Origin of the sequence: Chitinophaga sp. (assembly GCF_036566945.1) — a bacterium.
Taxonomy (GTDB): Bacteria; Bacteroidota; Bacteroidia; order Chitinophagales; family Chitinophagaceae; genus Chitinophaga.
In genome coordinates this window covers 25869-38809 of record NZ_DATCVJ010000399.1, presented here as the reverse complement: position 1 = coordinate 38809, position 12941 = coordinate 25869, and the positions used below count along the sequence as shown (strand labels likewise).

Here is a 12941-nt window from a genome sequence, read left to right as displayed (position 1 = left end):
GGTCGTTTTGGTTTTAGTTGCGTCGGTATACCAAAGTGATTCTCCATTCTGTGGATCAACGCCGGCATATCCTTTCATATAGAGCTGGTAAAAATCGCCGCCAACATGACGATCATAATAACCAGAAATAATAGGACTGTTCAACGCCGTGACTTCATTCTTTAAAGTAGAAATATTAAAGCTGGTATTCCACGCAAAGCCCTGGTTGCGGGATACGATATTCTGTGTATTTATCTGGAATTCCCATCCGCTGTTTTTCATTTCGCCCACATTGGAGTACAGGCTGCTGAGGCCATTGGTAGCAGAAATTGGCATATCCAGCAACAGATCCGTTGTTTTACGGGTATAGTATTCTATGGTACCGGTGATACGATTGGCCAGCACACCAAAGTCCAGTCCTACGTTAAATGGTTTATTCTTTTCCCAGGTCAGGCTGGTATTGCCAAATTGTGAAAAATAGTAGCCGGGATTCTGGTTATAGTCGGTGTTGCTATACAAGGCACGGGAAACAAAGTTTCCGATATCCTGGTTACCGTTTACACCGTAGCTGGTACGGAGACGAAGCTCAGACATGGCACGCACCGATTTCATAAATGCTTCATCTGCCATATTCCAGGAAGCGCCTACCGACCAGAAGTTACCAAATTTCTTTTCCGTTCCGAAACGGGAAGATCCATCACGGCGTACAGAGGCACTGAGGTAATAGCGGGATTTAAAATTATATCCGGCGTTGGCAAAAAATGAATTGAGTGAATTACCAGTTACATTCGATCCTGCTGCAGTGGCAATCGCCGCGTTGTCCATGGTATAGCTGCCCGGCAGAAAATTTTGCACGGAGGCACTGTTGCCACCTGCACTTACCTGCTGTGCTTCATAGCCCAGGTAAGCGTTTACCCCATGTTCGCCAAAGTCTTTATTGAAACGGAGAATACTGGTATTTACCCAATTGAATGTTTTATAAGTTGAGTAAGTGGCTTCTCCTCCATTGGTACGTGCAGTACCGATGCCGCTTTTGTAAAACAGTTGTATATCGTTGTAATTAAAATCGATGCTGGACTGATTTTCCAGGCTGAGTGATTTTGTGAAGTCATATTTTGCGCTGGCATTTCCTACGGCGCCGTAGTCGGAGCGGATGTTCCAGTTTTCTCTTACTACTGCCAGCGGGTTGTATTTATTCAGGTAGCTCACATCATAGCTTCCATCTGCATTATACACGCGCAGCCAGGGCATATAGCGTTTGTACATCCGCACCGGGTTGCCATTGGAGCCTTCATCCGGTTGATCACGGCGCTGACGATAACTCAGTTGCAGTCCTATTTTGAAAGATAATTTATCAGTAGCCTTATTGCTTAATTTAAAGTTACCCGTAGCGCGTTTAAACTCACTTCCTTCCAGGGCGGCTTTGCTGGTGTAGTAACTACCGGAACCATAGAAAGTTGTTTTATCGGTACCACCGCTGGCGGAGAGATCATATTGCTGGAACTGGCCATTGCGGGTCAGCACATCAAACCAGTCTGTATTAACAGTTGTATCAATACCAGCGGTTTTAAGTTCCGACTGAAAGTAGGCTTCATCTTTACCGGCATTTTTTACGCCTTCTCTCAACAACTCCAGCATTTCAGTGGTATTGAGTGGGTAGAGATCTTTATTCAGCGTTACTTTATTGAATCCAAACTGAGAGGAAGCGTTGAATTTTGTTTTGCCGCTTTTTCCTTTTTTAGTGGTGATCAGTATTACCCCATTTGCGGCACGAGAGCCATAGATAGAGGCAGCCGCTGCATCTTTCAATACGGTAAAGCTTTCAATGTCGGCATTATTCAGGCTGCTTACGCTGGTGGCGGCGAGTGGAATACCATCTACCACATACAAGGGTGAGCTGCCTGCGTTCACAGAGCCTACGCCTCTTACGCGGATATCCGGTGCAGCGCCTGGCTGGCCGGTACCATTGCTGGCCATCACGCCGGCTACATTTCCCTGCAGGTTTTCCTGTACAGAAGCGCGGGGAGAGCCTTCAAAGGCTTCTGCTTTCAGGGTGGCGGCAGAACCGGTGAAGCTGGAGCGTTTCTGGGTACCATAGGCCACTACCACCACTTCATTGAGTGGGTTAAGGCCATCGGGTAAGGACAGGTTTACGATCGCTTCTTTACCGCTGAGAGTAACCGTCTTACTGTTTTTCTCAAAACCAATGGAAGAAGCAGTAATAGTGTAACTACCTTCTTTCAATCCTTTGATGACGAATACGCCTTCCGCATTGGTAGTGCTGCCATAGGTAGTGCCAGACACATGTACTGTTGCGCCTACAACAGGGTCGCCTTTGGCATCCGTTATCTTACCACGAATAACGCCTTCTTCCTTGACCACTGTTTCAGTGCCGGTGGTGGCGGGTGTTTCGCCTGACGGGTTATAAATAATAAAGTGATCGTTCACCACGCGGTAGCGCAGGGAAGTTCCGGCCAGCAGCAGGTCCAGTTGTTCTCCGATAGTACGGGTACCTTTAGGGATACTGATATCGTTGAAAGCAGCCACCTGTTCCTGGCTATAAATAAAACGTACTTCTTTCTGGCGTTCAATGCGTGACAGGGCCGCTTTCAGCGACTCATGCTGTACATTGAGTGTAACCGTAGCCTTATCCATGGTTTGCCCCTTGCCGGGAGCTGCCATCAGCAATTGTGTGCTGGTAAAGGTAATGACGGCAGCAATTACATTTAATCTCATAAAAAGGTGCAGTGTTCGTTGGTTGATAACCACTTTCCTGTGCAGGCACGGGGCATGACCCTGCGCTTTTGCACCAGGCAAAAGAGTAAATTTTTGCATAAATTGCAATTGGTTTTAAGTGTTCTACATAAGTATTTAAGACCTGTTAAGCAATCCTGGTAGCAGCCAGGGTTGCTTTTTTAGCATATAGGTAATGATGGTGGCATATCTGTTCTTTTAAATTATTATTGACAATTTCCTCCACTGATGGTCACGATACTATCTTTGATCCGGTAGGTCGACTGATTAAATGCACAGAGTACCGTCAGGATATCTTCCAGTGATGATTGATTTTTAAAGGAGGTGGTAAACCGGCAATGCTGCAGATGGGACTGGTGAAACACCACCGTGATACCATATTGCTCCGTCAGCACTTTAGCCGCTTCCTCGTACGTCACGTTATTAAATACCAGGTCTTCTTTTACCCAGTTCATTACCGGCAGTACATTCACCGTATCATTTTTCTCATAGCCGGCAACGCTTTGATTCACGGCGATCTGCTGGTTAGATCCTATCACACCCAGTGGTTTACCATTGGCTTCTACCCTTACCTTTCCCTGTTCTACGGTCACCGTGACTGCTTTATCGCCGGGTAATGCCTTTACGTTAAACACGGTGCCCAACACGGTGGTGGCCACTTTACCGGTATGCACAATAAACGGCTGCCGGCTGTTGGCGGTAACATCGAAGTACGCTTCCCCGCTGAGATATACTTCGCGGGTATCGCCTGCGAATACCGGCGGATATTTTAATTCACTCTGTGCGTTCAACAGTACCGAGCTGCCGTCCGACAGTTTGATAAAGCGCTTCTTTGCCTTCTCCGTTTTGTTGGCGACAGCCATTTTCTCCGCCTTCTTTTCCGGCAGGAAAAACCAGGCAGTAGCGGCCCCACATAGCAGCAGTACAGCGGCGGCAGTGGCCAGCCGGCGGTATGGAAATGATCTTTTTATCGTTACCGGCCGTTCTTTTATCTTACTTAAAACCTGCTCGTACAGCGCATCATAAGCTGGCTGCATGCTGTTGCTGCCAGGCAAAGTATCCTCATCGGCATCGAAGCCCTGATAGAACTTCTCAATGAGGTAACGCTCCTCTTCCGTACACTGGCCGTCCTGGTATTTTTGCAGGAGGTCGGCCAATTTTTTTGCGTTCATAAGGTGGATGTCTTTCTATGTAAACACATCAGGATTACTTTACCGCCATTCCAAATGAAATTTTTTTTTAGGGAGATGGAAATCAGCAATAATTCCATTTCTCATTTTTTTTAAATACTTTTCATGCGTGAACCTGTAACCTGTACGTGACTAATGACTGATTTTAACGTGATATATGCCGACTTACCTGATGAACGCCTGCTAACAGCCATGAAGCAGGATGATGAAGCCGCATTCAAAACACTGTACCAACGTTACATAGATGTGATGTACCGCACTGCTTACAAGAGGCTCCCCTCCAAAGCTGCCGCAGACGATGCTGTACAGGAAGTATTTGTTCGTTTTTATGAGCGGAGGCATTTGCTGGACGTCCGGCAGCCGGTAAAGCCGTATCTGCTCACCAGCTTGAAAAACCGTATCCTCAATGAATTCCGCAACCAGCTGATTCATGAAGCGCATCACGCCAACATTGCGGCGATCCAGGTGCCCCATAATATTATACAACCCACTATTGATGGTAAGGCACTTGAAATGCGCTTCCGGCAAACGCTGGCACAGATGCCGGAAAAATGCCGGGAAGTATTTGAACTAAGCCGCTTTGAACTGCTGACCAATAAAGGGATTGCCGAACGATTAGGCATCTCCGTTAACACCGTAGAAAAACATATTGGTAAAGCCCTGGCTATCCTCAGAAAAGAATTCAACGGACAGGAGCTGATATTATTAATATTATCCGTAGGCTATAATTTCTTCGCCTGAATTATTATCTTTCTTACTGGTTAAACTATCTTCCTGCTGAACAGGAAACCTATTTTTTGCTTCATTAATTCCACGACATGGACCAGTTCAACATTAACCGTCGCCGCTTTCTGAAAGGGGCCACGGCTACCCTCGCACTTTCCGCGATAGGCGCCAGCGCACTTGATTTTATTAATCCTGACAAACCTTACCGGGTGGCCCTGATAGGCACCGGCTGGTATGGAAAAAGTGATTTATTCCGCCTGATACAGGTAGCCCCGGTAAAGGTGGTGGCCTTGTGCGATGCAGATAAAAATATGCTGCAGGCTGCCGGCGAAATGGTGCGTAAACGGCAGGCTTCCGGCGCCATGCCCCGGCTGTACACCGATTACCGCAAGTTGTTGTCTGAAAATGAGCTGGACATTGTGCTGATAGGTACGCCGGATCACTGGCATGCCTTACAAACGATAGCAGCCCTCCAGGCAGGTGCGCATGTGTATGTACAAAAGCCTATCAGTGTAGATGTAATAGAGGGAGAAGCCATGGTAGCCGCTGCGCGTAAATACAACCGGGTGGTACAGGTAGGTACGCAACGGAAAAGTACCCCTCACCTGATTGATGCCAAAAAGAATATTGTAGATGCCGGATTATTGGGGAAGGTATCTCATGTAGAAATGTGCTGCTACTATCATATGCGTAACAATGGCAACCCGCCAGTGCAGGCAGTACCAGACTATTTTGATTACGACATGTGGACAGGCCCCGCTCCCCTGCGGCCTTACGACGGCATACCACATGTACGCTGGTGGCGCACCTTTATGGAATATGGCAACGGTATTATGGGCGATATGTGCGTGCATATGTTCGACACCGTACGCTGGATGCTGCAACTGGGCTGGCCTACGCGCATCAGTTCTACCGGCGGCATCTATGTACAGAAAGAAGGCAAATCAAATATTACCGATACCCAATCGGCCATTTTCGAGTACGATGGACTTAACTGTGTATGGCAGCACCGTAGCTGGGGCACCCCGGCAGATCCCAAATATCCCTGGTCGTTTAAGTTGTACGGAGAAAAAGGTACCCTCGCCGCCAGCACCATGTCTTACGACTTTATACCCGAGGGTAATGGTACCCCTATCCATAAAGATGTGGTGTATGAAAAAGAGAAATACCCGGAAGATGTGACCGAACCGGCCATAGAGCTGAATGCGGCTCCCGCCACGCGGCTGCATATGCTTAATTTCCTGGGAGCTATTAAAAATGGCGGCAGGCCGGTAGCGGATATCGAAGAAGGACATATTTCCACTGCCAGCTGTATTCTCGCTAATATTTCCCTGCAAACCGGCAGACCGGTGGTATATGATCCACACAAAAGAATTATTACCGGCGATCCCGCTGCTACAGCACTTTTACAGCGACCCTACCGGGGGCCCTGGGAGCATCCGCAGGTTTAAGTAGCCTCTCGTCTACTTATCTTGTAATAATTTATTTTGCTATAATAAGTACACTTATTATATTTGCACTTATAAAATAATTATTCATTCTAAAAAACAAATTTTATGTGGTCACAATCTCACACCCTCGTTACTAAAGAAGCTACCAAAGAACAAATGTGGAAGCTGTTTGCAGACGTTAACAACTGGCATACCTGGGACAATGGTATTGAATATGCCAAACTGGACGGCGCATTTGAAAAGGGCAATCATTTCCTGCTGAAACCTAAGAAAGGCCCCAAAATCAAAATCGAATTGTATGAAACCATTCCCAACAAAAAATTTGTGGATCTCACCCACTTCCCTTTAGCCAAAATGTACGGTGAGCATACTTTTGAAGATACCCCTGAAGGATTGAAGCTGACCGTTACCATGACAGTATCCGGTGTACTGGGCTTTTTATGGAAGAAAATAGTAGCGCAGGACATCGTTAACCATTTACCCGAAGAAATGCAAAACCAGGTGCGGGTAGCCAGTAAACTATAATTATTTTTGCAAAAAAAAGCGCGATGAAAAAAGACGATAATGCTTTTAGTGTAGCAGCGGCGGAGGATAGTCCGGGCTTTCTGTTGTGGCAGGTGACCAGCTTATGGCAAAGAGAGATCAGGAAAGCCCTGGAAAAATATGATCTGACGCATTCCCAGTTTGTGCTGTTAGCCAGTACGCTATGGCTGATGCAGCAAAATGAACCGGTGACCCAAATTCTTCTCTCTGCACATTCCAAAATAGATCCGATGACCACCTCCACGGTATTGCGCACCTTGCAGACCAAAGGATTGCTGCAAAGAAAGGAACATGCCACCGATACCCGGGCAAAAACCGTTGCCTTAACAGAAGCCGGCGAAAAAGTGACCCGGCAGGCGATAAAAGTAGTGGAAAAGTTCGACAAAGACTTCTTTGCACCACTGGGAGCCAAAGTGGGCGAGCTTAACAGGGCGCTGCGGGTATTGTTATCCCAATGAGGTACCCAGCGGCAAAAACACTATATTTGTTCTCTTGCCCTTCACCAAACTCACCTCATTATGGAACATGTTGATTTCCCGGATAGTGGCTATCATAATACCTGGTATTTTTATGACGATGCCCCTGAAGGATATCCAACAATACAAGCCCTGCAAAAAGGTGCGCCAATACCCGATACGGTATTTGAAGATCTTGAACGGGTACTCGCGATCACCATTAAATACGATCTACTCACGCCTACGTATATACGTTTAGACGATATTATCGCTATACCGGGAGACAACCTCCCTGACTTTATGGCGAATCTGAAAGCGGTGCTGGCAGGAAAAAACGCGCTAAGTATTTTCAGCATCGGCGGCTATGGCAAAGTGATGCTTCCCAATGGAGAAGCCGGTATACAGGCCGATCTGATCACCATAGAAGATGTGCTTTTTTTTGACAGAGACCTCAACGTTTCTACCTCTAAAAGCGTTTGGGTACCTATATCCATTGATCATACGCACCAGTTTCAATGGCAGCTGCCACTCGCCCAGCTCAATGCCGTCCGGCTACAAAATGCGTTGAAAGAAATTAAACAAACGTTGAAGATCAGTGATGCCAATCCGGACGAAACGGATCCTGACAATCCCTTTGTGATCAAGGATTACAAGCTATACCTACATCCGGATATTATCCGGCATAAGAAAGATTTTGATATACGGGATGTGGATTTGAGCGAGTTTATACCTGCATAGAAAAAGCAGCTCCGATAACCGGAAGCTGCCTTAGACCACGTTGAGAAAAAAAGTTTACTCCCTGATAATTTTCACCTGCGCCGGTGCTTTAATATCTGATTTAATTTTTCCATTTGCCAGGCGTGTATGCTTCACCGTTACCACACCATAAGGCGTAGGAAAAGTACCTTCTGCAAATTGCAGATCTCCCAAATGCGGCACTACTTTAATCACTTTACAACCCGGGACCACTACGGAGATGCCCAATACATGTTCTGTTAACCATGGCGTAGGACCGGATGCCCAGCCATGGCATAAACTATGACGGAAACCTTTATAACAGTAAGCACCATAATCACCATGAATATCTTTTTGTCCGGGTTGTACCAACGTATCAATGCGGGACGCATTGTGCAGCCAGTCCATGTTAAAGTCTTCCCAGAAGGTGGTAGCTCCCAGTTTAAGCATGGCCCCCCAATAAGTACGAATATCGTTTAGCCCTCCCTGGTAGTCGCCGGCTTTGGCTTTTGCCTGCAACATATAGTAACCATAAAAAGTGGAATAATCTTTTACACCGCCTACGGATAAAATATCGTGGTTGATTTTTTCGGCAGGCACCAGGCCCGACAAGGCGAGTAAGGCAGCGGCCTGTTTAGAGCCATTAGCGTCCGGCACATTTTTTTTGAGGCGGGCGATAGCAGCTTCGCATTTTTTTACGCTGGCGTCATCGTTCAACACCTTGCTGAGTGCCGCGCCGGCATTAAGCGTCATGATCATCATGGCTTGTAAGCCTGCGTGTATACCCGCTTTATTTTCGCTGGAAGGCCAGTCCAGGAAACGGGTACCATCCTGTAAGTCCTCGCTGTTATTATCGTCGATTTTCTTAGACAAATGATCCAGCAAGCCTTTCAGATAACCGGCCTGTTGTTTCAGATAATCAAGATTGCCGGTATGCAGGTACCAGTCGCGCTGAATAAGCACCCACCACATAGAATACGATACCATGCCATTCATGTATTGTGGCAGCGGGGTAATATCGCGTGACAGGTCCAGGCTTTTAGGAACTACGTCATTATACCCAAACACCGCGCTGATGGTAGACGTTTCGGGGTGCATGTCGCCAATCCACACGAGGCGGTCGCGCTTAATGCCATCCCATAAATAGTCCTGCATGTTGAGGTGAACAGTATAGGCGCCGGTCATCCAGATCTGGTTGAGCAGGTCATCGCTGCACTTGAAGGAGCCGAGGTAAGGCAGGTCTCTGTAAATGAAAATGGCCCTTACTTCTTTGAGTTGCAGCTCGGCATTGTCGTCCAACAGATCGATGCGCACAAAGCGGAAACCGGTATTGCCCACTTCCAGTTTACCCAACCACGGCACTTCTACGATCATATCACGGATGGCGTGGTCGTTAGTCGCATTTTTACCTGGCTCAATATCGCTCATTGCTTCGCTGACGGATTCACCGAAGCGTACCCGCAGCTTCACAGGCTTTCCACTTTTAAACATGCCGGTCACCAGTTGCAAACCACCGTGCAGCTCTTTCCCAAAGTCGAATAGGATGCCGGGATGCTCTGTGGCCGTGCTTTTCAGCACACACATATTTTGATTGGCCAGGTCCGCCTGTCCGTTGCCGGGTAAGAGGAAGCGTGCTGCGTTGGTAATGCTGCTGCCCGTATTATCTGTTTGCCATATAATTTTTTCGGGAGACAGATACCGCCGCACGGTAGGTGTTGTTTGAACCGTGGCCATGCGACTGCTGTCAAACACCGGCGGCAACTGTGCCTGGGCGGGCATTTCACTCAGCAGCAACATACTTAACGGCAGCAACAAGGTATATATTTTCATGTGGTACAATTCATGTTGGTGAAATTAATACTTTACAGCAGTCAATCTAACAGGGCCTAGTAACCCTGCCGACTGATACCCGGATTCCGGCGTATAGGGGTTCACGTTACTCCATGTTTTACGCGACGCCGCCGGCAGTTTACTATCTCCTATCAGTCGGTTTACCCAGGTGTTGACCACGGCTATTTCCAGTTTGTTCGTTCCCTTTTTCAGTGCATCTTTTACATTGACGCGATAAGGTGCGGTCCATACGGTACCCAATGCTACGCCATTCAGTTTCACCGTAGCCATCACACTCACATTGCCCAAATCCAGGTATAGCCTGGATCCCGTGGGTATTACATCTGCCTTAAAAGTAGTTTCGTATACCGCTGTACCGGAATAGTTGCGGATTTGTTCATTCGGATGACTGCTCCAGTCGGTCAGCTGATCGAATACTACCGGCTGGGCAGGGCCTCGTTGGGCGGTATCAAAACGCACCTGCCACGGGGCTTTCAATTCCTGCAATATGGTTGATTCCGGGAAGTTAGCTTTACTGATGTTAGTGGTCGTTGCTTTTTTACGGAACAAGACAAAGCCACTTTCATAAGGCGCTAACGTTAACGGCACTACGGTATTTTCATTCTGCATCGTAAAGACTGGCAGATCACGGATTTCACCGGTAACGGCGTTCCACCATTCCGGTTGTTTGCCGCTTACGCGGAAAGCCGGCGACAACGTGGTAGTAGTAGCTGCCTGGTTGGTAATAAAATATATTTCTCCTTCCGGTGTGGTGCGATGCGCATAGAGCGCGGATGCCGGCAGATTGGCCACATCGGCGGTTAACGACAACGTGTTCAAGGCCTGTTCCATATTCATACCGCTGAGTACCTGCCCTTTACCATAAGGATGTTGTTGTGCATGATCGTTGCCCCACAGCTCCGTGGCCAACTGCTGCACCCGTACATCTGCTGCGGGATAGTGTTGTAAGCTGGGCGAGCGTTGTGGTGCCGGCCCTAAAATGGTAGCGCCTTGTTTTACCAGCTGTGCTATTTTTTCCAGCAGCTCCGGCCGCATGGTTTCCAGCTGAGGTAGCACCAGCAAGCGATAATTCATGCCGGACGGCAGCACCAGTTTGCCGGCTCTTACCTGCAGGCGGGTCATGATTACTTCTGCATTGATGTAATCATAGGAGTAGCCTTTGGGCAATTCGGGATTCCTGATACCGGTCATCTTAGGTGCATCTTCTCCGATGAAATAGGCGACATCATTTACGGGTTTGCCTTGTTGCAGGAGGTAGTTACATCTCCTGATATAATCTACAAAAGCTTTGCCCTGGTAAAACCAGGTGTTCTTACGGTTAAACTCTGTGCCAAAACCCGCGTTCACACCGGGGTTCAGGTCTTCATAAGGTTGTGTAATAAAAACATGCAGGAGTGTATGATTGATCCCTTCGGTGAACGACCAGTCGCCGCGGCGTTTCAGCAGGGCCGGATAGCGCACAAATGTTTGTCCGCCAGCGGTGAAAGATTCCGCCGCCACTTTTGTTTTGCCGTAGATGTGCGCAGCGGAAGAAGCGGCGCGGCATTCAATATCTCCCAAAGTACCTTCATTCCAGAATTCACCGCCAATTTCATCCGACTGTCCGCCGTACTTAAGGAACTCTGATGGAAAGCCCCAGTGGCCGTAGTTTTCCAGCCATAATTTCAGGCCGTCTTTATGACTGGCTTTACGCAGGCCAGCCACATATTTATAGGCAACGCGATCTGCTACGAGGCGGCGCAGGTCCCAGAGGAAACGGTCCGACTGGTCCGCGGTGCCCACTACCCTGCCGGATAATACAGGCAGCCATGGCAAAGGGTCATAGCCATATGTTTGCACAAAGTCTGCGGCCATATCGTCGGTCCAGTTTTGAGAACCGGTTTCGTAACTATCTGCTACTACCCATTTCAGGGCAGTACGTTCTGCAGCGGGTATGCTGTTGCGGATTTTGCCCACAAAGGAATCGTAGTGATGTTGTGACCAGGTATCGCTGATCTTATCTATTTCCAGCCCTGTGCCTTCTTTAGAGGCAGGACTGTTGGTAACGCCCGTGGGTAGCATGCCATAGCGCACTACTATCCAGTTGCCCGCAGGCACGGTCCAGCTCAGGGTGCCGTTGGGCAGTAAATTTTTAGTGAGATGAATGACTTTAGTGGGATCAATAATCATCCCTCCGCCATCGGCCTCCGGCTGTTGTGGCCATTGGTATTCGTTCCATAAAGGCAATGGCGTCTGGAACATTTTAGCCAGCTGCTTTTCCTCAAAACGCTCTATACGTGGGGCGGCAGACAATTTTATTTCCGCCAGTGCCGGATGTCCCTCACTGATCAGCAGCCGGAACTGCTTACCAGTAGTGGCTTTAAACGACACTGCTACCGGGGCATAAGGTTTAAAACCTACATTGAGCGCAGGATTACTACGATCCAGTTCAAATATTTTTACACTACGCCAGGTATTATTTTCTTTTACCTGCAACTCGAACTGTGCTCTGAAGGGGCGTGCAGCGGGATAAATAATCAGGCTTCTGGCGGTGAAATCTGAGGTCACCTCCATATCTATGTTCACAGGAGTAGGTCGGTTCACGGGTGTTGTGACAGCTACTTCGGCTGTGATATTACCGTCTACCAGTTGCGCTATATGTTCGAAAATGGCGTTGGAAGTCAGCACAGGCGCATGTTTACCAATATCATCTCCATCGTCTGCCGGTACGGGGAAAGCCATCACGGCTACAGTTTGAAAATCCGGGATGTTGGGAGCTGGCTGTGAAAGCTGCTTTGGCCCCTGCACGGTTATTTCATCACCGGCAGTAAGGTAGCGCATAGATTGGGATGGCTTGATCCAGGGGCCGCCGCTCTGGCTCCAGCCGGGGCTGTTGAACAAGCCTATATCAATTCCATTTTTGGAGGCGGTGCTGATCGCTGCGCGGGTCACCTTCCACCATTCGTCTGAAAACAATTTTACTTTGCCGTAGGGTACTTCTTCTTTCGGATAACCGATATTGCCAATGAAAGCACGGCCTATGCCTACTTTCGCCATGGCTGCCAGATCTTTCTTCACCCCTTCCTGCGATATATTATCACTCATCCAATACCAGTATACACTTGGTTTTACACTGTCCGGTGGTGTTACGAAACCTTGCCGTAAAGTGGCTTGCTGCGCGCTGACAGCCGCTGACGCGGATAAGAGTAAAACTACCGCAGCTGTTTTTCTCTTTATAAAATGATTCATTAAATTTCGTTTAGCGTTCTCCGTTATAC

At 48.0% G+C, this 12941-nt stretch carries 9 protein-coding genes; 5 read left to right on the top strand and 4 right to left on the bottom strand.

The window, feature by feature from the left end; genetic code table 11:
* On the bottom strand, positions 1 to 2715 hold a 2715-nt coding region (locus VIP81_RS11970; RefSeq protein WP_331960423.1), incomplete at its 3' end, for a SusC/RagA family TonB-linked outer membrane protein.
* A gap of 224 nt (positions 2716 to 2939) precedes the next feature.
* Complete coding sequence (locus VIP81_RS11965) at positions 2940 to 3905, bottom strand: FecR family protein (protein ID WP_331960420.1); 966 nt, start codon at positions 3903 to 3905, stop codon at positions 2940 to 2942.
* 153 nt (positions 3906 to 4058) lie between these two features.
* Between VIP81_RS11965 and VIP81_RS11960 the strand changes: the two genes are divergently transcribed.
* The 5 genes from VIP81_RS11960 to VIP81_RS11940 all read left to right on the top strand — a co-directional run bounded on the left by VIP81_RS11960 (position 4059) and on the right by VIP81_RS11940 (position 7836).
* The gene (locus VIP81_RS11960) at positions 4059 to 4664 is read left to right on the top strand and encodes an RNA polymerase sigma-70 factor (RefSeq protein WP_331960417.1); all 606 of its coding nucleotides are present in this window, start codon (positions 4059 to 4061) and stop codon (positions 4662 to 4664) included.
* 77 nt (positions 4665 to 4741) lie between these two features.
* The gene (locus VIP81_RS11955) at positions 4742 to 6100 is read left to right on the top strand and encodes a Gfo/Idh/MocA family oxidoreductase (protein ID WP_331960414.1); all 1359 of its coding nucleotides are present in this window, start codon (positions 4742 to 4744) and stop codon (positions 6098 to 6100) included.
* Positions 6101 to 6205: 105 nt separating this feature from the next.
* Positions 6206 to 6625 carry an SRPBCC family protein gene (locus tag VIP81_RS11950; protein WP_331960411.1) on the top strand — a complete coding sequence of 140 codons (420 nt, stop codon included), beginning with the start codon at positions 6206 to 6208 and terminating at the stop codon, positions 6623 to 6625.
* 23 nt (positions 6626 to 6648) lie between these two features.
* Positions 6649 to 7101: a MarR family winged helix-turn-helix transcriptional regulator gene (locus tag VIP81_RS11945; RefSeq protein ID WP_331960408.1), complete on the top strand. Its 453-nt coding sequence runs from the start codon at positions 6649 to 6651 to the stop codon at positions 7099 to 7101.
* Positions 7102 to 7161: 60 nt separating this feature from the next.
* On the top strand, positions 7162 to 7836 hold the full coding sequence (locus tag VIP81_RS11940) for a hypothetical protein (RefSeq protein ID WP_331960405.1): 675 nt from the start codon (positions 7162 to 7164) through the stop codon (positions 7834 to 7836).
* A gap of 54 nt (positions 7837 to 7890) precedes the next feature.
* Here VIP81_RS11940 and VIP81_RS11935 read toward each other — a convergent pair whose 3' ends face one another.
* Both VIP81_RS11935 and VIP81_RS11930 read right to left on the bottom strand, forming a co-directional pair.
* Positions 7891 to 9663 (bottom strand): alpha-L-rhamnosidase C-terminal domain-containing protein, encoded by a 1773-nt coding sequence (locus VIP81_RS11935; RefSeq protein ID WP_331960402.1) that lies wholly within the window; start codon positions 9661 to 9663, stop codon positions 7891 to 7893.
* A 24-nt stretch (positions 9664 to 9687) separates the two neighbouring features.
* Positions 9688 to 12912, bottom strand: coding sequence for a glycosyl hydrolase (locus tag VIP81_RS11930; protein WP_331960399.1), 3225 nt, complete (start codon positions 12910 to 12912; stop codon positions 9688 to 9690).
* Positions 12913 to 12941 lie beyond the last annotated feature (29 nt).

Excerpts from the sequence above, each read along its gene's own strand:
- VIP81_RS11935 (WP_331960402.1), bottom strand. The coding sequence starts at position 9,663 with ATGAAAATATATACCTTGTTGCTGCCGTTAAGTATGTTGCTGCTGAGT.
- VIP81_RS11965 (WP_331960420.1), bottom strand. The coding sequence starts at position 3,905 with ATGAACGCAAAAAAATTGGCCGACCTCCTGCAAAAATACCAGGACGGC.
- VIP81_RS11945 (WP_331960408.1), top strand. The coding sequence starts at position 6,649 with ATGAAAAAAGACGATAATGCTTTTAGTGTAGCAGCGGCGGAGGATAGT.
- VIP81_RS11955 (WP_331960414.1), top strand. The coding sequence starts at position 4,742 with ATGGACCAGTTCAACATTAACCGTCGCCGCTTTCTGAAAGGGGCCACG.
- VIP81_RS11950 (WP_331960411.1), top strand. The coding sequence starts at position 6,206 with ATGTGGTCACAATCTCACACCCTCGTTACTAAAGAAGCTACCAAAGAA.
- VIP81_RS11960 (WP_331960417.1), top strand. The coding sequence starts at position 4,059 with ATGACTGATTTTAACGTGATATATGCCGACTTACCTGATGAACGCCTG.
- VIP81_RS11930 (WP_331960399.1), bottom strand. The coding sequence starts at position 12,912 with ATGAATCATTTTATAAAGAGAAAAACAGCTGCGGTAGTTTTACTCTTA.
- VIP81_RS11940 (WP_331960405.1), top strand. The coding sequence starts at position 7,162 with ATGGAACATGTTGATTTCCCGGATAGTGGCTATCATAATACCTGGTAT.